This is a genomic window from Pseudomonas sp. B10(2017), assembly GCF_002113295.1.
Taxonomy (GTDB): domain Bacteria; phylum Pseudomonadota; class Gammaproteobacteria; order Pseudomonadales; family Pseudomonadaceae; genus Aquipseudomonas; species Aquipseudomonas pudica.
The window spans coordinates 214692-233333 of record NZ_NEJU01000004.1 but is presented as its reverse complement, the minus strand read 5'-3'; the positions used below and the strand labels follow the sequence as shown (position 1 = coordinate 233333).

14 protein-coding genes are annotated in these 18642 nt (G+C 64.4%); 6 read left to right on the top strand and 8 right to left on the bottom strand.

The window, feature by feature from the left end; translation table 11 throughout:
- The first annotated feature begins 211 nt into the window (after positions 1-211).
- From CAF92_RS07670 to CAF92_RS07645, 6 genes are all read left to right on the top strand, one after another.
- Positions 212-730, top strand: coding sequence for an RNA polymerase sigma factor (locus tag CAF92_RS07670; protein ID WP_015268687.1), 519 nt, complete (start codon positions 212-214; stop codon positions 728-730).
- Entirely contained in the window at positions 727-1683 is a 957-nt protein-coding gene (locus CAF92_RS07665; protein WP_085600050.1) for a FecR domain-containing protein, read from the top strand. The genes CAF92_RS07670 and CAF92_RS07665 overlap by 4 nt, the downstream gene beginning before the upstream one ends.
- 219 nt (positions 1684-1902) lie before the next feature.
- Entirely contained in the window at positions 1903-4338 is a 2436-nt protein-coding gene (locus CAF92_RS07660; RefSeq protein WP_085600048.1) for a TonB-dependent siderophore receptor, read from the top strand.
- Positions 4339-4467: 129 nt separating this feature from the next.
- Positions 4468-5580 (top strand): PepSY domain-containing protein, encoded by a 1113-nt coding sequence (locus CAF92_RS07655; protein ID WP_085600046.1) that lies wholly within the window; start codon positions 4468-4470, stop codon positions 5578-5580.
- Positions 5577-5762 (top strand): hypothetical protein, encoded by a 186-nt coding sequence (locus CAF92_RS07650; RefSeq protein ID WP_085600044.1) that lies wholly within the window; start codon positions 5577-5579, stop codon positions 5760-5762. The genes CAF92_RS07655 and CAF92_RS07650 overlap by 4 nt, the downstream gene beginning before the upstream one ends.
- A gap of 66 nt (positions 5763-5828) precedes the next feature.
- Positions 5829-8645 (top strand): dermonecrotic toxin domain-containing protein, encoded by a 2817-nt coding sequence (locus CAF92_RS07645; protein WP_085600042.1) that lies wholly within the window; start codon positions 5829-5831, stop codon positions 8643-8645.
- On the opposite strand, the gene CAF92_RS07640 is transcribed toward CAF92_RS07645, so the two are convergent.
- The 8 genes from CAF92_RS07640 to glnE form a co-directional block, all read right to left on the bottom strand.
- On the bottom strand, positions 8606-10048 hold the full coding sequence (locus CAF92_RS07640) for a lipopolysaccharide kinase InaA family protein (RefSeq protein ID WP_085600040.1): 1443 nt from the start codon (positions 10046-10048) through the stop codon (positions 8606-8608). The two genes, CAF92_RS07645 and CAF92_RS07640, sit on opposite strands and share 40 nt — an antisense overlap.
- The gene (locus CAF92_RS07635) at positions 10048-10800 is read right to left on the bottom strand and encodes a lipopolysaccharide kinase InaA family protein (protein WP_085600038.1); all 753 of its coding nucleotides are present in this window, start codon (positions 10798-10800) and stop codon (positions 10048-10050) included. Before CAF92_RS07635 ends, CAF92_RS07640 begins: the two co-directional genes overlap by 1 nt.
- Positions 10797-11531 (bottom strand): lipopolysaccharide kinase InaA family protein, encoded by a 735-nt coding sequence (locus tag CAF92_RS07630; RefSeq protein WP_046614460.1) that lies wholly within the window; start codon positions 11529-11531, stop codon positions 10797-10799. Before CAF92_RS07630 ends, CAF92_RS07635 begins: the two co-directional genes overlap by 4 nt.
- Positions 11531-12337, bottom strand: a complete 807-nt coding sequence (gene rfaP, locus CAF92_RS07625) for a lipopolysaccharide core heptose(I) kinase RfaP (protein WP_085600036.1) — start codon at positions 12335-12337, stop codon at positions 11531-11533. The genes CAF92_RS07630 and rfaP overlap by 1 nt, the downstream gene beginning before the upstream one ends.
- On the bottom strand, positions 12334-13458 hold the full coding sequence (locus tag CAF92_RS07620) for a glycosyltransferase family 4 protein (protein ID WP_046614462.1): 1125 nt from the start codon (positions 13456-13458) through the stop codon (positions 12334-12336). The genes rfaP and CAF92_RS07620 overlap by 4 nt, the downstream gene beginning before the upstream one ends.
- The gene (gene waaC / locus CAF92_RS07615; RefSeq protein ID WP_015268679.1) at positions 13458-14516 is read right to left on the bottom strand and encodes a lipopolysaccharide heptosyltransferase I; all 1059 of its coding nucleotides are present in this window, start codon (positions 14514-14516) and stop codon (positions 13458-13460) included. The genes CAF92_RS07620 and waaC overlap by 1 nt, the downstream gene beginning before the upstream one ends.
- The gene (gene waaF, locus CAF92_RS07610) at positions 14517-15566 is read right to left on the bottom strand and encodes a lipopolysaccharide heptosyltransferase II (protein ID WP_046614463.1); all 1050 of its coding nucleotides are present in this window, start codon (positions 15564-15566) and stop codon (positions 14517-14519) included. It abuts the gene before it with no gap.
- Between the two features lie 137 nt (positions 15567-15703).
- On the bottom strand, positions 15704-18637 hold the full coding sequence (gene glnE / locus CAF92_RS07605; protein ID WP_085600034.1) for a bifunctional [glutamate--ammonia ligase]-adenylyl-L-tyrosine phosphorylase/[glutamate--ammonia-ligase] adenylyltransferase: 2934 nt from the start codon (positions 18635-18637) through the stop codon (positions 15704-15706).
- Between the last annotated feature and the right edge of the window lie 5 nt (positions 18638-18642).

The window sequence follows — 18642 nt, the reverse complement described above, 5'->3', positions numbered from 1 at the left end:
CAGGCCCAATCGCCGGCAAGCCAGCTCCCACAGGTACTGCACAAGTTCCAGAATCAATGCGTTTCCTGTGGGAGCTGGCTTGCCGGCGATTGGCCACTTGCCTTTTCCATGATGGCCATCCGATAAGCGTCCATTGCACCCACCCCCTCCCCTCTGCAACAATCGCGAATAATTATCGTTAGTTAATGCATTCGTTCCGGGGGGACGCTGCTTGTCTTCTGCACAGAGCCCACACGCCGATCTGGTCGGTGCGCTGTACCGCGACCACCGCGGCTGGCTGCTCGCCTGGCTGCAACGCAGCATGGCCTGCCGCCAACGTGCCGAAGACCTGAGCCAGGACACCTTCGTGCGCCTGCTTGGCCGTGCGCAACTGGATACGCCCCGCGAACCCCGCGCGTTCCTGGCCGCCGTGGCCAAGGGCCTGATGTTCGACCACTTCCGCCGCGCAGCGCTGGAACAGGCCTACCTGGCCGAACTGGCCCTGATGCCGGAAGCCGAACAACCTTCCCCGGAAGTGCAACATCTGATCCTTGAGGACCTCAAGGCCATCGACCGCCTGCTCGGCAAGCTGTCGAGCAAGGCCCGCGCAGCGTTCCTGCACAATCGCCTGGACGGTATGAGCCATGCCGAAATCGCCGAGCGCATGGGGGTTTCGGTGTCGCGGGTGCGCCAGTACATTGCCCAGGGCATGCGCCAGTGCTACGTGGCCCTGTACGGGGAGCCGACGTGAGCAGTGCACCGGTTTCGTCCCGGGTTCTGGAAGCCGCCATTGCCTGGAAACTCAGCCTCGACAACGGCAGCGGCACACCTGACGAGCGCAGCGAATTCATGCGCTGGCATGCCGCCAGCGAGGAGCACGCCCGCGCCTGGCGCCAGCTCGGCGCCATGGACCAGCGCGTGAGCGCCGCTGCCGGCCCGGCACGCCAGGCCCTGCTGCAATCGCGCGCCGGCCTGCGCCAACGCATCGGCAAGGTCGGCGGCGGGCTGGCCGGCATGTTTCTTTTGGGCTCGCTGCTGGCCTGGGTCGGCGCACCATCGCTGGCACCGAGCTACTGGCTGGCCGACCAGCGTACCGCCACCGGCGAACTGCGTACCCTGCGCCTGGAAGACGGCACCTTGCTGAGCCTGAACAGCCACACTGCCGTGGACATCGACTACGCCGGCGAGCAACGGGTGATCGTGCTGCATCAGGGCGAGATTTCCGTCGAAACCGGCCATCAGGACCCGCGCCCGCTGCTGGTGCGCACCGAAGATGGCCGCCTTCGCCCACTGGGCACGCGCTTCCTGGTGCGCCGCGAGGACGACGGCACGCGCCTGGAAGTGCTGCAAGCCTCGGTAGCCGCCATGCCGCTGAACAGTGGCGACGAACAGGTGCTGCGCGAAGGTCAGCAGGTGCTGATGAACGCCAACGGCCTTGGCCGAATCGGCACGGTGCCAGGCGGTGCCGACGCCTGGACCCGCGGCATGCTGGTGGTGGACAACGTACGCCTGGCTGACCTGCTGGCCGCGCTCGGCCAGTACCGCAGCGGTTACCTCGGAGTAGACGACAAGGTCGCCAACCTGCGGGTGACCGGCAGCTTCCCGCTGACCGACACCGATCTGGCGCTGTCGTCGCTGGTGCCGGCGCTGCCGGTGAAGGTCGAGCGGCATACCCAGTGGTGGGTGACCGTCGGTCCCAAGTAGGCCTGCACCGGCCTCTTCGCGGGTAAACCCGCTCCCACAGGATTGCATCAGCCTCGAAGCCCCCGCGATCCCTGTGGAAGCGGGTTTACCCGCGAAAGGGCCGGTACAGGCAAAAACCAACTTCAAATAATTCTCAATTTTTTTCAGATTTACCCTGTCACTTTTGAAATCTCGCTCGGCAAGGAAGCAGTAAGCACTTATCCGTCGAGGAGCCGCTGCATGTCCCGTGCTGTTGATCGTATCCTGCGCCCCAGCCTGATGGCCCTGGCCATCGCCGTGGCCGCGCCATTGGCCAGCCCTGCCCTGTTCGCCGCCGAGCAATCCGCTCAGCGTGCCTACGACCTGCCCAGCGCCCCGCTGGCCACCACCCTCAACCAGATCGCCAGCCAGTCCGGCATCACCCTGGCCATCGACCCGGCACTGGTCAGCGGCCGCACCTCGGCCCCGGTGAGCGGGCAGTATGATGGCCTCGGTGCCCTGCAGGCCGCCCTGCGCGGCACCGGCCTGCAGTTGCAGCAAAGCAGCGTGGGCAGCTACAGCCTGGTGGCTACGCCGGAAGGGACACTGGCGTTGCCGGAGACTGCGATCAATGCGACTTCCAACTATGAAAGCGCCTGGGGGCCGGTAGAGGGTTACACCGCGACCCGGACAGCAGCAGGCACCAAGACCGACACAGCCATCGCTGAACTGCCCCGCTCGGTGAGCGTGATCACCCGTAAGCAGATGGAAGACCGGCCGGTGCTCAACCTGAACGATGCCCTTCGCTACACCGCTGGCGTGCAGAGCAGCGGCTATGGGTCCGACTCGCGCAGCGACTGGTTGCTGGTACGTGGCTTTGTACCTACCCAGTTCCTCGATGGCTTGCCATTGCCCAAGGGCAACTACGCCACCCCCAAGATCGAACCCTGGAACCTGGAGCGCATCGCCGTGCTGCGCGGCCCGGCCTCTTCGGTCTACGGCCAGACCCCACCAGGCGGCCTGCTGGACATGACCAGCCGTCGGCCGCAATTGGAAAGCAGCCACGAAATCGAAGCCCAGGTTGGCAGCAACAACCACAAGCAGATCAACTTCGACAGCACCGGCAAGCTCGACGATGCAGGCCAGTTCCTGTACCGAGTGAGCGGCACCGTGCGTGACAGCGGTTCGCCAGTCGACCACATCCCGGACAAGCGCTACAACATCGCGCCCAGCCTGACCTGGAACATCAACGACGACACCAGGCTGACTTTCATCAGCCAATATACCCGCGATGATACCGGCATCACCGGCCAGTTCCTGCCACTGCAGGGCACCAAGCTGGATAGCCCCGCAGGCAAGATTTCGCACCACAAGAACCTGGGCGACCCGGATTGGGAATCCTACGACCGAACCTACTACCACCTGGGTTATGCGTTCGAAACACGCCTGAACGACACCTGGCAGTTCCGTCAGAACTTGCGCTACGCGCGTAACGAACTGGACTTCAAGAGCATTACCGCCGGTGGTTCGATCTGGCCAGCCGGCCCGGACGAAGCTGTAAGCGCCGATGGCACCGTGCAACGCACCGCCGGTATCGTCGAGGAGGACATCTCCCAGTTCGCCCTGGACAACAACTTCCAGGCCGACTTCCAGACCGGCCAGGTTGCCCATACCCTGCTGCTTGGGCTAGACCACCAGCGCTCGGACAGCAACGCCCGCTGGCGCTGGGGCTCGGCTGGTGTGCCACCAAGCAATATCCACAACCCAATCTACGGTCAGGATTTTTCGAACGTTCAGTACTTCGACATGTACGACTACGACCAGAAAACCCAGCAGACCGGCCTGTATATCCAGGACCAGATGGCCCTGGACAACTGGCGCCTGACCCTCGGTGGTCGTGAGGACTGGGTGCACACCGGCACCACCTTTCACAACCAAGGCGACGCCACCAATACTCAGCGCGACAAGAAGTTCAGTGGTAACGCAGCACTCAGCTATGTATTCGATAACGGCCTGACGCCTTACATCTCCTATGCCGAGTCGTTCCAGGCTGCCACCGGCTCCACCGTCAACAGCACCGATGCCTTCAAACCGACCGAAGGCAAGCAATACGAACTGGGCATCAAATACCAGCCTCCAGGCAGCAATAGCCTGTTCACCGCTGCTGTGTTCGACCTGACGCAGGAGAACATGTCGGTAACCGAGGGTGGTGTGACCCGTCAGGTTGGCGAAGTGCGTGTCAAAGGCCTGGAGTTGGAGGCTACTTCGGATGTGACCGAGAACCTCAAACTGGTGGGCTCGTACACCTACAACGACAGCGAAATCATCAAAGGCACCAGTGACGAGAAAGGCAAGCGCATGGCGCAGGTGCCGCGCAACCAGGCCACTGCCTGGGCTGACTACACCTGGCACAGCGGACCACTGGATGGGTTTGGGGTCGGCGTTGGCGTGCGCTACGTGGGCGACACCTACGGTAATACCACCAACACCGATTGGGGCCATGTGGGGTCCTACACCGTCTACGACGCATCGGTGCACTACGACCTGGGCCGCCTGAACAGCACCCTCAACGGAGTGACCGTAGCCGTGGATGCGAAGAACCTGTTCAACAAGGACTACTTGTCTACCTGTGACGGGTACTACTGCTACTACGGCGACGAGCGCAACGTGGTGGCCAGTGTCAATTACAAGTTCTGAGTAAGCCGGGCCATTCGCAGCACAAGGCTGCTCCTACAACGGCCAGCACGGTCCCTGTAGGAGCAGCCTTGCGCGGCGAAAGGGCTGCGCAGCAGCCCCAGCTTCCAACAGGCAAAATTCGGTACCGTGATGAAAAGCCCAACCATCCGCCGCTGGTCGGTGATCCACACCTGGAGCAGCCTGGTCTGCACCCTGTTCCTGCTGTTGCTGGCAGTCACCGGCCTGCCGCTGATCTTCCACCACGAACTCGAACACCTGCTCGGCGATGCCCCCGAACTGCGGGAAATGCCAGCCGATACGCCACACCTCGACCTGCAGCAGTTGGTGATCAAGGCCGAGCAGCACCGGCCCGGCGAAGTCATGCAGTACTTCGGTTACAACGAGGACGAAGCCAACGGCGTAGTGGCCATAACCGCCGCCACTGCCGGCACCGAACCCAATTCGTCGCACACCTTCATGCTCGACGCCCGCACCGGCGAAGCCGTGGCCATGCCGGCCGCCAACGGCGGCTTCATGATGACCATGCTGCGCCTGCACGTGGACATGTTCGCCGGCCTGCCCGGCAAGCTGCTACTGGCCTTCATGGGCGTGCTGTTCGTCGTGGCGATCATCTCCGGCACCGTGCTCTATGCACCGTTCATGCGCCGCCTGGACTTCGGCACGGTGCGCCACGGCAAATCCCGACGCCTGCGCTGGCTCGACCTGCACAACCTGATCGGTGTGGTCACATTGGCCTGGGCTCTGACGGTAGGCGTGACTGGCGTGATCAGCGCGCTGTCGGACCTGGTTATCGCCGCCTGGCGCAACGACACCCTGGCCGCCATGGTTGCCCCATACCGTGATGCCCCACCGCTCACCGAACGCGCCCCGGCCACCCGCCTGCTGACCATCGCCGAACAAGCCGCCCCCGGCATGCGCCCGGACTTCATCGCCTTCCCCGGCACACGCTTTTCCAGTGAGCACCACTATGCGGTGTTCATGAAGGGCGGCACGCACCTGACCTCGCACCTGCTCACGCCTGTGCTGATCGATGCGCAAACGCTGGCGGTGACCGCAGTGGGCGAACGCCCGTGGTACATGGATGCCATGGGCCTGTCGCAACCGCTGCACTTCGGTGACTACGGTGGTCGGCCTATGCAGATTCTGTGGGCGATCCTCGATGTGCTGACCATCATTGTGCTCGGCAGCGGGTTATACCTGTGGTGGGGCAAACAGCGCACGAAGCGGGAGGCGCGGCCATGAGTCACAAGTCACAGCCGACCTGGCGCATCTTCATCTGGCCAACGGTCATGGCCCTGCTCACTACCGTGGGGCTGTTTGCCGCCTTGCTGGGGGACGGGGTCTGGGACAGCCTGGCCTGGCTCGGCCTAGGGGTATCGGCTGCCCTCGGCCTGCAAGGTTTCTACCCTCGTTCACGGCAGTAACCGGGTAATACCTGTACCCTCTTTTGCCGCGACATGGTTGGCTGCCATCTTCCAAGGAGCCACACCATGACACCTTTGCAGCGCCTCGAAGCGCTAGATCAACAGCTCATCGCCCTTGAGCGAGGCAAACCCGAACTGGTGGGCGAAACGGAACCGGCCGCCATGCGTCAACGCTTTTTTGGTGACCTGGCAGCGTTCTGGAACGACCCTGTCGAAGAAGGCCAGAGCCGGTTCAAGCAGCTGCGCCAACTGCGTCATGAACAACTTCTGGCCGAACTGGAACTGCGCCTCGCCGACCAGACCCTGGACTACAGCCACATCAGCCTGCTGCGCACCTCTCTGGAGCTGCCGTTACCCTGGCAGCGCAACCACTTGCCAGACACCCACCGGGCCCAGGTTTATCGTCCGGTTTTCAACCGTTCGAGCCCTCATGGCCGGTTGCCGTTACCCGGCGTGCTGGTGCTTGTGGCAGACGCGCCGCAAGGGGTGGACGCCGAGCCGGTTACAGCCTCCGGCATAGCACTGTTGTGCAGCGTTTCCCACGGCGTCGAAGGGTTCGCCAATCTGGCCGAATTACATACCGAACTATGTGAGCGCCTGGACGACCCGCTGCAAAGCCGCCCACTGTTGCAACTGCTACCCCGCCTGGAGGACCAGCAGCTGGTAAGGTGTGCCGACCGGCTGCGCTACGAGTGGTTTACCGGCGATCTGGTCGAACAACAGGTAACTGATGTGCTCGACGCCCAGCATCAACGGCTTACCATCGCCTGGCACGCCGCCTGGACGCTTGGCCAGACCCCGGATCTGCCGGCACTGAAAACCGCCATAGCCAAACAGCAGTCACTGATCGACCTCATGGGCAGCCAATATGCGCTGTCCACCCGTTATGCACTGCTGCTGGAAAAACACCTGCCCGCATGGCTGCGTGAGAGTTCCACGCAAAGCCTGACGCACATCATGCAAACGATCCAGGAGCTCGCCGGGGCCATCGCCCAGGCAGCTGCGCCTGGCTTGCTCACGCTGGAGCAATTCCGTACTCGCCACCACCTGCTCGCATGGGTACGTGAACGCCTGGGCGAGGCGCTACGCCGTGAGTTCGCCATCGAGTTGCCCGCCGAGAAAATCTGCGTATCCGTCACCCTGGCACGCCGCAAGGGCCCGTTGGTGAACCCACTGGCACCTTCCGGGTATGTTGCGGTTGTCAATCGTCGACATGTGGGTGATACCGTCGAACTGGTCCCCATCACCTACCGCCTCGACGAACTGGCGTTGCTCAATATTGCCTGGTTCGACCTCGACTACTGGCTGACTGCTCGAGTCCACCACGAGGATGGCAGCCCACTCGACTCGCTATCCCCCGAGGGGGCGAAGCGCCTTGTACGCAAACTCGACGCCGGCAGTGGCTACATCAGCTTTCTGCGCACCCACCTGCTTGAATCCTCCGCTGCGCGTTGGCGCATGCAGGCCCACGGCAACATAACCCGCACACGCATGCACGCCGAAGCGGCCAAGGCCCGTTACGCCAGGCATTTACTCGAGGGTACCCAAGAACGCGGTTATCGATGGATCAAGGCAGTTATCAACCACTCCGACAATCGCTGGCGACCCGCCATCGACGAGCAACGCGTCATGGTTCATCAATTGACCGCGGACGGGCATACGCTGCAAGGGGTACTGCTGATCAAAGCCCAGAATGAGGCTATTCAACCTCTTGTGTTGTACACACCAGACGCTCCCGACCGGCGCGCCTGGCGTGAATACCCGAACACCCGCGCCCTGCTGAAAATGTTACGCCGCACCCCCGCCCTGCGCCGTTACCTGGTTCAGCGGGCACCATTGGCCGATGGCATGCGGCTTGACCGGTTGATACGCAAGGGGCGCCTGGGGCCGCACGTGCAATGGCCAAAGATCGAAGGGAACCTGTTCGAAGCCCTTTACCGAGCGCAAGTCCAGGCCATGATCGCCGAAGCCGATGCCAACAGTCGCAGCCACAGCGAACTGCTTGGCGAAATCGGGCTGGCAACACTGCACCTGACCCTCGACATGATCAGCCTGGTGCTGCCAGCTCCGGCCCTCTCGTCCTTGGCCTTCGGGCGAATGTCGATCTCGGTCTGGGACGGTTTCGAGGCGATGAACAAGCAAGACCACGAGGCGATGCTTCATCACGCCATAGCTGCCTTCAGCCATGCTACCGATGGGCTGACCAGTTTCGCTAGCTCGCCCCTCATGCGCAGGGCGATGCGCGGCCTGCCACCTCAACCCCCGCGGCCCCTGCCGACAACCCACGAAGCGGCCGTGGACGTGAGCAAACTGCGCTACCGGATCGACGGGGTCCACGGCGAGGAAGTGTACGAGCAGATCAATACGCTTGGCCCGGTTCGATACTTCGTGAAGGACAGCCAGGGGCGTATGTACAACGTCCACTTCGACGGCCATCGCTGGCGTGTGCTCGACCCCAGGCAACCGGACGCTTATGTACAGTTGCCTATCAAGCGTCTGCGCAATGGCAACTGGGTAGTCGATTCCATCGTGCTATGGCATGACGGGTTACCTGACGTAGCCCAGCTGTTGGAAGACGTACGCCTTCAACCTGCGGTTGAGGGCGAAGCGGTGGCAGGTGAGACCAACCTGTACGATGCCGGGGGGCAACTCTATCTGCAGTTAGGCACCCATCAGTTGCCGGTCCGTCGGCACCTGCTTGCCGATCATTACCATTTGCAACTGCCCGAGAAGGCCCTGGGTGCAGTCCACGCCTGGGCCGTGCTACGCCAGCTGGAAGGCCAGTGGCGCATCCGAGTGCGCCAGCCAGGCCGCAGCAGCGACTGGCTGGCACTGCCGGCGGTTTACTCGGCCAGCTTGGGCAGCAGCCGGTCAAGCCGCTGATGCAACGCACTGCCACTCGGCCAGTTGCGCAGCAGCCGCGCCCGATCACGGGCGTAGGCGGGGGCGAAGCTGAGCTGAGTGGCGTGTTGGCACATGGCGTCCAGGTCGATCAACGACCACTGGCCGTTGTGCCAGAACAGGTTGTGGCCCTTGAAGTCGCCGTGGCTGATACGCTCGCGAATCAGTTGCTGCATCACATGCACCAAGGCATCCACCTGCTCCTCGGGCGCATCGCCGTTATCCACGTAGGGCGCGAAGCATTCGGCCAGGTCCGGGCCATCGACATACTCGGTGACCAGGTAGGCACGGCTTCGCAGCCCCATCACTCGCTGCTCCAGCACCGCGAGTGGACGCGGCGTGGCAATGTCGAGGAATTCAAGGCGGTGGCCTTCGATCCAGGAATGCCAGGCCCGGCTCGGGCGCCAGAAGCGCTTGAACCAGTGCGCGGTGTTCTTGATGTTGTAGCGTTTGAGCACCAGCGTGCGGCCGCCAACCTCGATGCGCGCCACACTGGCCGCACCACCGGTCTTGTACAGGTGGCCTTGGTCGATCAACGCGTCAGCCTGCTCCAGCACCGGCAGCATGGCTTCGACCTCGTCGCGGCGGACCGCCCGCAGACCCGAAAGGCTGCGCTCGACACTGAACAGGCTGCATTCACGGCCAGCCTTTTCCAGGTAATCCTTCTGGCGCCAGCTGCGCACCTTGTCCACCTGCTTCTGCAAGGCTTCCATCGGCAGTGCATGCTCGGCGTTGGCCAGCAGGTAGTGCACCAGCAGTTCTTCGATGAACGGCTCCAGACGCTTGGGTAGCTGGGCGAAGAACACCCCAAGGTTTTCCAGCACACGTGGGCGCGACAGCTGCTGGCCAGGCGTTTCGGCCTTGATGCCGGCGCCATCGATCAGGTACAGCTTGCCGCCGTGGCGCAGCAGGTTGTCCAGGTGCAGGTCTTCCTGCCACAGGCCCCGGGCGTGCATGTGCGCCACTGCGGTGAGCGCCTCGCCCAGCACCAGGTGCTGCTCGTCGGCCAGCACCGGCAAGCTTTCCACTGCCGCCCAGGCATCGGCCAGGCTTTCGGCGCTGTCGAGGAATTCGAACAGCAGCCAACCACCCTCGCCTTCCTTGAGGCCGTCGGCCAGCAGCTTCGGCGTGGTCAGGCCCTGCTCGGCCAGCAGCTTCACGCCTTGCAGTTCGCGCTGGAAATGCCGCGCAGCGTTACCACCGACCAGCAGCTTGGCCAGCACCGGGGTACCGCGCCACACGCCGGCGCCCACATAGCGCTGGCCCGGCAGCACGCGCAGCAGGCTGAGCAATTGCAGGTCAGCCGTGCCGGCGGCATCGGCCAGGGTGATGCTCAGGGGCAACGAGGGGTTGCGCCCGGCCTCTTTCAATTCAGACAAACGCATCAGCGGGCCTCTTTTTCACGACGGCGTTGCGTCAGGCGTTGCAGCCATGTATCGACCAGCGTGCCATCGGCAGGCTGCGCCAGGTAGCTGGCCAGCAAGGTACGTACATCACGCTCGCTCCAGACCGGGGCGCGACGCAGCAGCGGCTCCAGGTCCTTGAGACGGTCACGCATGCCGAACAGCAGGGGGCGGGTCTTCTCCAGGTCGATCAGTTGCGCGTCCCAGCCTTCGCGGCGCTGGCGCAGGAAGATGTGCTTGGGGTAGAAACAACCATGCACCTGGCCGGCGCTGTGCAGGGTGCGCGCCAGCTGGCCGCAGGCCTGCAGGACGCCATTGCGTTCAGCATCGCTCAGTTGTGGCCAGCGGGCCAGCAGGCTGTCGAGGTCGGCCCACTCGTCCAGGGCGCGAGTCATCAGGATCGCCCGATGCGTGCCGCCTTTCTTTCGCTCGCCATAGAACACCGCCTGCAAGGCCGGAATCTGCAGCTTCTGGTAACGGCTGATGTTGCGGAACTCGCGGGCGAAGGTTGGCTCGCCAAATGGCCGGTGCAGGGTACGGGTCAGGTAATCGCTCTGGCGCTTGAGATAGTAGCCCTTGCCTTCGAGCTCCAGGCGGAACACGCTGCTCCAGCCACCGCGGCCGGTGTTCGGTTCGTCCACGGCATCCAGCTGCAGTGCCCACAGCGCCTCGAAGTCGTCCAGGCCATGGCGTTTGAGCAGCGCGAGGTCCGCGCTGGCCAGGTAATCGGTCATTCCCTTCCCTCGAAAAAGCTCACCACCTGGCGAATGCGCTTCTTGTCACGCACATTCAGCCGGTCGCGGCCACGGTATTGCAGGTAGAAACGCAGGCGCTGGGTTGCCGACAGGTGGTATTTGGCCACTTTGTCCAGGCACGCCAGGTCCTTGATCATCCGGTGCCGCCACATGAAGCCGCGCCAGAAATCGCCGGTGGGGCAGTCGATGAAGAATAGCGTGCCCTGGTCGTCGACCAGCAGGTTGCGCCATTTCAGGTCGTTGTGGGCGAAGTGGTGCTGGTGCATGACCCGGGTGTGGCGCGCCAGCTGGCTGCTGACATGCCCGACCCAGGCGCGATCGGCCAGGCGGGCATCGTTGCGCTCGGCCAGCGCCGACAGGTCTTCTGTGCGCGGCAGTTCGCGGGTGATCATGGCCCCCCGGGCAAAGGCCAGACCATGGCGCTCCAGGCCCCAGGCCACTACTTCGGCAGTGGGGATGCCCCACTTGTCGAACTGCTTGAGGTTCTGCCATTCGGCTTTGATCCGCGGCCGGCCCAGGTAACGGCGCATGTGCTTGCCAGCACCGGTGTAACGCTTGATGTAGTAATTGACCCCGTCACGAGTGATACGTACCACCTCGCTGAGCGGGTCGCGGGTCAGGCGCTCGCCTTGCAGGGCAAATACCGCATCGAGGCTGCCGAAGTCCGCCGCCAGGTGTTCGTAGCCCGGCGCCAGTGTCCACCCCGCCATCAGAGTGCATCCCCATAACGTTGCTTACGGTCGTAGAGTTTCTGCGCCTTGCGCTCCAGCCACGCGAGCAGCGCGGCTTCATCCTTCAGGATCTGCCGCAGCGGGCGTTGGAAGTAACCACGCAGAAAGCGCAGCTTGTCGCGCTGGGTCAGGCCGATGTCCAGCGCCGAGAAGTACAGCGCGGCCAGGTCCTTGTCGCGCCAGCGACGGCTGATTTTCGCCCGGGTCTGCGCTCGGTGCAGGTCGATCACCGACAGTTTGAAGTCGTCCGCCGTCACCGGGCGGTCGGTGTGCAGCAGGAAGTGGCAGATGTAACAGTCGCGGTGGTTGACCCCCGCGCGGTGCATGCCGCCGGTCATCTTCGCCACTTCGGCGATCAGCGCGCGTTTCAAGCGCGGCTCGGGCGGCTGCCTGACCCAGTCGATGCTGAAGTCTTCCAGGCTGATGGTCGGCGCCAGTTCTTCGGTGATGATGAACGAGTGCTGCGCGGCCGGGTTGCTGCCACGCTCGCCATAGGCGACGGCAGTCATGGTCGGCACGCCAACCTGGTGCAGTCGCTGGATGGCCTGCCATTCCTGGCCGGCACCGAGCACCGGTAGCTTGGCGGTAAGCAGGTTCTTGAAGATCTCGCCCCAGCCAATGCCGCGGTGGATCTTCACGAAGAAGCCCTCGCCAGCGACCTCGGTGCGCAGCGTGCGGCGCCCTTCCAGTTCGCGATAGACCTCGCCTTGCAGCGCCTCCACGGCATCGAAGGCATCACGCCCGGCCCAAAGACGCTTGAACGGTTCGGCCAGTATCAGCTTCATGCGGACTCCTGCCCCAGGATCACATCGGCGGCATGCTGCGGCATGCTGTACAGATCGGCGGTTTCAGCAAACGCCAGGCCGTTGCGCGACCAGCTGGCGCGGGCCTGTTGGTCTTCCAGCATGCGCTGCAGGTAGCCATTGAGCTGTTCCTGCTCGAATGGCTCATCCAGCACCAGGCCGCTGTCGGCCTCGGCAATGTAGTGGGCGTAGCCGCACACCTTGGAGACCAGCACCGGCAGGCCGGCCACCAGCGCCTCGAGCAGCACCGTGCCAGTGTTCTCGTTGTACGCCGGGTGGATCAGCAGGTCGGCGCCCAGCAGGAAACGCGGGATGTCGCTGCGGCCCTTGAGGAACTGCACCTGCTCGCCCAGGCCCAGGGTAGCGCTTTGCAGCTGGAACACCTTGGGGTCATCCTGGCCGATCACCATCAGCCTGGTGCGCTTGCGCAGGGCCGACGGCAGTGCAGCCAGGGCCTTGAGGCTGCGGTCGACGCCCTTGGTCTTGAAGCCCGAGCCAATCTGCACCAGCAGCAGGTCGTCATCGCCCAGGTTGAATTCCTTGCGGAACTCTGCGCGGATCTCGTCGGCGTTGGCCGGCGCGCGGCGGTCCTGGGAAATGCCCGGCGGCAGCAGGTGGAACCGCTCCACCGGGGTACCGTAGTGCTTGATGAACAGCGGCTGCTGCACTTCGGAAATCATCAGCACTTCGGTATGGGCGTCCTTGGCGAACACCGCTCGTTCGTACTCGGCAAAGTGCCGGTAGCGGCCCCAGCGGCGGTACAAGCCGCCGCGCAGGGTTTGCGCCTTGTCCTCGAAGCAGCCGTCGGCGGCGTAGTACACGTCCAGCCCTGGCATCTTGTTGAAGCCGATCAGGCGGTCGACCGGGCGCCTGGCCAGGTCGGCGGCCATCCAGGCGCTGAGCTTTTCATTGCGGCGATGGTTGAAAATCGCCTTCACCGGCGCCACCAGCACTTCGAAGCCCGGCGGAATGTCACCCTCCCAGATCAGCGTGTACACACGGATCTGATGGCCCCGCTTCTGGCATTCCAGGGCAATGCGCATGAAGTCACGCTGCAGCCCGCCGAAGGGGAAATATTTGTAAAGCACGAAAGCCAGTTGCATCAACGGACATCCTCAGCCAGCAGCAACGCGCTCAAGCGGCTCGCTACATGCTCGGGATTCAGGCGAGTGAAGCACAGCGGCCACTCGCGTTTCAGATCGAACCGGCGCAGGTCGTCGGCGCTCGGTTTGTAGGTGCACTTCTTCTGCAGGCAGGGCGCGCAGGGCCAGTCACTGGCCTGGTGAATCTGGGTCCGTCCGTAGGCGCCGGTCAGGCCCGGGTTGGTCGGGCCGAACAGCGAAATGGTGGGCACATCGAGTGCCGCCGCCAGGTGACCGAGGCCCGTATCGACCGCCACACAGGCTTTTGCCGCCGCCAACACGCGTGCGACGCCGGCAAGGTTCAATTTGGGGAGTACCTGGCAGTTGTTCAAGCCCTGGGCGATGCGCTCGGCCCGCGCCTTCTCGGCCGGGTTGCCCCACGGCAGGCGCACCTCCAGCTTGCGCCGGCCCATGCGCTCGGCCAGTTCGCGCCAGTAGGCTTCGGGCCAGTGCTTGGTCGCCCAGGTGGTGCCATGCAGGAACACCACATAGGGGGCGGCCGGCGGCAGTTGCAGGCGCTCGAGGTCGAGGCCGTAGTTGCCGATGCCTTCCGGCAGGTCGTAGGCCAGGGCCATTGCGAACAGCTGGCGCACCCGCTCCACCGCGTGCTGGCCGGTGGCAACCGACAGGCGCCGGTCATAGAAGCGGCTGGCCCAGCCTTCGCGGGCCGAGTAGCGGTCCAGGCCGGCCACCGGAGCCTTCACGTAGCGGGTCAGCCAGGCCGACTTGACCAGGCCCTGGGCGTCGATCACCAGGTCGTACTTGCGCTCGCGTACACGTTGCTTGAACGCCTTCCACTCGCCGCTCTTGATGGTTTGCCAGAGGTTCTTGCGCCAGCGGCGAATGGCCACCGGGATCACCTGGTCGACCGCCGGGTGCCAGCTGGGGATTTCGGCGAAGCCTTCTTCCACCACCCAGTCGAAGCGGATGCCCGGGATGGCGTGGGCGGCATCGGTAAGCGCCGGCAAGGTGTGGATCACATCACCCAGCGACGAAGTCTTGATGATCAGTACCCGCACTTAGTCGACCTCGGCCACGGTATCGATCAGGTCCGGCCCGGTCAGGCTGTGCAGGGCAGCAATGACTTTGCCCGGTTCGAGCAGGCGCAGGCAGTTGTAGTGGCCGAAGCGGCAGGTGCGGTCGAAGCACGGGCTGCACTCGATGCCGGTGCGCACCACTTCCACGTGCTCGGCCAGCGGCGGGGTGAAGCCTGGCGAGGTCGAGCCGTACACCGCCACCAGCGGGCGGTTCAGCGCGGCGGCCACATGCATCAGGCCCGAGTCGTTGGACACCACGGCATGGGCGCAGGACATCAGGTCGATGGCCTCGGCAAGCGAGGTTTCGCCGGCCAGGTTGGACGATTCTTCACGCAGGCCCGGGATCAGCCGGTCGCGGATCTGCTCACCGACCGGGTGATCGTTCTTCGAGCCGAACAGCCACACCTGCCAGCCCTGGCGGATCATCGCATCGGCCACGGTGGCGTAGTGCTCGGCCGGCCAGCGCTTGGCCTCGCCGAACTCGGCACCAGGGCACAGCGCCAACACCGGGCGGTCCAGCTCCAGGCCGAACTTGGCCAGCGCCGTATCGCGGCTTTGCGCTTCGATCTGCAGGCTGGGGCGCGGGTACGGCTGCGGCAGCTCGGCGCCGGGCGCGTAGGCCAGGGCCATGAAGCGCTCGATCATCAGCGGGTAGCGGGCCTTGTCCAGCTTGCGCACGTCGTTGAGCAGGCCGAAGCGCATTTCGCCACGCCAGCCGGTGCGCTTGGGGATACCGGCAAAGAATGGCACCAGCGCCGACTTGAGCGAGTTGGGTAGCAGGATGGCCTGGTCGTACTGGCCGGCCAGGGACTTGCCGATGCGTCGCCGCGTGGCCAGTTCCAGTGCACCGTGGCCGAGCGGGAAGCTCAGGGCCTGACGGACCTCGGGCATGCGCTCGAGGATCGGCCGGCTCCACTCGGGGGCCAGCACATCGATCACGCAGTCGGGGTGCTGCTGTTTCAGGCTCTGGAACAGGGTCTGCGCCATCACCATGTCGCCGACCCAGCTGGGGCCAATGATCAGTATTCTCATGCTTAGTCCAGAAACGCTCGGGGAGGCTACAGGCTGCGGTACAGCCTGGCCTCCCCTCTTTATATTCAGGCTATGTGGCGGACAGTGTACCACTCAGGCATATCCGTCGCTGATTGCAGCCCCTGTGGGAGCGGCCTTCAGGCAAGGCCCAATTCACCCCAGATCCGCCGCACTTCGCGGCGCTCATCGGCAAACTGCGCCGCATCGATCACCCCGGCCTGCTTCTGCAGGGCCTGGCGGTGCGAGGCCGAGCGGAAAGCCTTGTACACTTCACGCAACAGCACCGCGTCACTGGCCGGCATCAAACCCGCCTGCTCCAGCTCTTCCAGAATGCGGATGTTATCGGTCCATCGGAGTATGGCCGGGTGGTCGTGGGACCAGGCCAAAGCGGCGTATTGCACCATAAATTCGATATCGACGATACCGCCGGCATCCTGCTTGATATCGAACGGCACGCCGGCCTCGAAGGCGTTGGCCGCGGTACCGGCTGCGGTGGCCTTGGTGCCGAGGTTGTCGCGCATCTTGGCGCGCATTTCGCTCACTTCGCTGCGCAGTTTTTCCAGGTCGCGGGCCTTGCCCAGCACCTTGGCGCGCACGCCTTCGAACGCCGTGCCCACCTGCTTGCAGCCCACCAGCACCCGGGCCCGCACCAGGGCCTGATGCTCCCAGGTCCAGGCCTCGTTCTGCTGGTAGCGCTCGAACGCTCCCAGCGAACTCACCAGCAGCCCCGAGGCACCCGACGGGCGCAGGCGCATGTCCACGTCATACAGCTGGCCCGAGTTGGTCTGGGTGGTCAGCAGATGAATGATGCGCTGGCCCAGGCGGGTGAAGAACTGCGCACTGTCGATCGGCTTGGCACCGTCGGTTTCCGCCTGCGGGTCGCCGTCATGGATGAATACCAGGTCCAGGTCCGAGCCGTGACCCAGCTCCAGGCCTCCTACCTTGCCGTAGCCGATGATGATGAAACCCGGGTCGCACAGGCTGCCGTCGGTGCGCTTGGGCTGGCCATGGCGGGCCACGGTCTGGCGCCAGGCCAGGGCCAGCACCTGGTCGAGGATGGCCTCGGCCAGCCAGGTCAGGTAGTCGCTGACTTTCATCAGCGGCAGGTTGCCGCTGATTTCCGAGGCGGCCACACGCAGGCTGTGGGCCAGCTTGAAGTGGCGCAGCGCCTCCATTTGCTGTTCCAGATCGTCCTCGGGGATGCGCGTCAGGCGTTCGCGCAGTTCGCTGGCCAGCTCCGGCGCCAGTGGCGGGCTGAACAGGCGGCCTTCATTGAGCAGTTCGTCGAGCAGCAGCGGGTAGCGGGCAATCTGCTCGGCAATCCAGGGGCTGGCGGCGCACAGGGTCAGCAGGCGACGCAAGGCGCCAGGGTTTTCGGTGAGCAGCACCAGGTAGGCAGAACGCCGTGCCACGGCCTCGACCAGCGGCAGCACGCGCTCGAGCACCAGGTCGGGGTTGTCATGTTCCACAGCCTGGGCCAGCAACCGCGGGATAAAGGCATCCAGGCGTTCACGGCCAATCCGCTGCATCGAACGCAGCTGTGGGCTGGAGCGCAGCGCGGCCAGGCGCCGCAGGGCTTCGGCGGGCTGTTGGAAACCGGCCTCCTGCAGCTGACGGCCAGCGGCATCTTCATCCTGCGCCTGCTCCCAAAGCGGCGACCATTCGCCACCCACCACCAGCTCGCCCTCGCCATCTTCATCATCCGGGTCGGCGATCACCTGGCGGAAGTGCCAGTCAATGCGGCCACGCCAGTGTGTCAGCTGGTCATGGAAGCTTTGCCAGTCGGCGTAACCGAGCATGTAGGCCACCCGCGCCTTGTCGGTCTCGCTGTCCGGCAGCATTTGCGTCTGGCGGTCGGCAATGGCCTGGATGGCATGTTCGGTATAGCGCAGGAACTCATAACCCTCGCGCAGCTCGGCGACCACGGCTGGCGGCAGATAGCCCTGGCCCTCGAGGGTGGCCAGTACTTTCAGCAACGGCCGCTGTTGCAGGCTGAGGTCGCGCCCGCCGTGGATCAGCTGGAAGGCCTGGGCGATGAATTCCACCTCGCGAATGCCACCAGCACCCAGTTTGATGTTGTCGGCCATGCCCTTGCGTCGCACTTCCTGCTGGATCAGCTGCTTCATGGTGCGCAGCGCTTCGATCGCGGAAAAGTCCAGGTAGCGGCGGTACACGAACGGCCGCAGCATCTCCTGCAGCTGCGCGCCGGCCGCCTGGTCGCCGGCCACCACCCGCGCCTTGATCATCGCATAGCGTTCCCAGTCACGGCCCTGGTCCTGGTAGTACTGCTCCAGGGCATTGAAGCTGAGCACCAGCGCGCCGGCCGAGCCATACGGGCGCAGGCGCATGTCCACGCGGAAAACGAAACCGTCGACGGTGACCGGGTCCAGCGCCTTGATCAGGCGCTGGCCCAGGCGGGTGAAGAACTCTTGGTTGTCCAGCGAGCGCTTCACACCTTCGGTTTCACCGCCTTCGGGGAAGGCGAAGATCAGGTCGATGTCCGACGACAGGTTCAGTTCTACCGCGCCCAGCTTGCCCATGCCCAGCACCACCATGTGCTGTGGCTGGCCGCTGCGGTTGCCGACAGGCGTGCCGAACTGCTGGCAGTGGCGCGGGTACAGCCATTGGTAGGCTTCGTCGATGGCGGCGTCGGCCAGGTCGGACAGATCGCGGCAGGTTTCGCCCAATGCGGCCTGGCGCGTGATGTCGCGCCAGATGATGCGCAGCTGTTGGCGGTTGCGCTCGCGGCGCAGGTTGCGCGCCAGCTCGTCCTCGCTCTGCGCCGCCTGAGCAGCTGCAGCGATGTGCCCGCGCAGTTCACCCGCGGCGTAACACCGATCCAGCTCGCCACTGGCCAGCAGGCCGAACAGCATGGCCGGCTCGCGCCGGACCAGGCCGAGCACGAAGTCGCTGGCGGCGGCTACCTGGTCGAACTGTTGCCGGTGCAGCGGGCTCCAGGCCTTGAGGTCGAGTTCCGGGTGGTGAGCCACCGCATCGCTGATGAATTGCTGGTTGCGTGCGACCAGTGGCTGCAGGGTAGCGGGCAGATCGGACGGCAAAGGTAGGCGCATGGTCT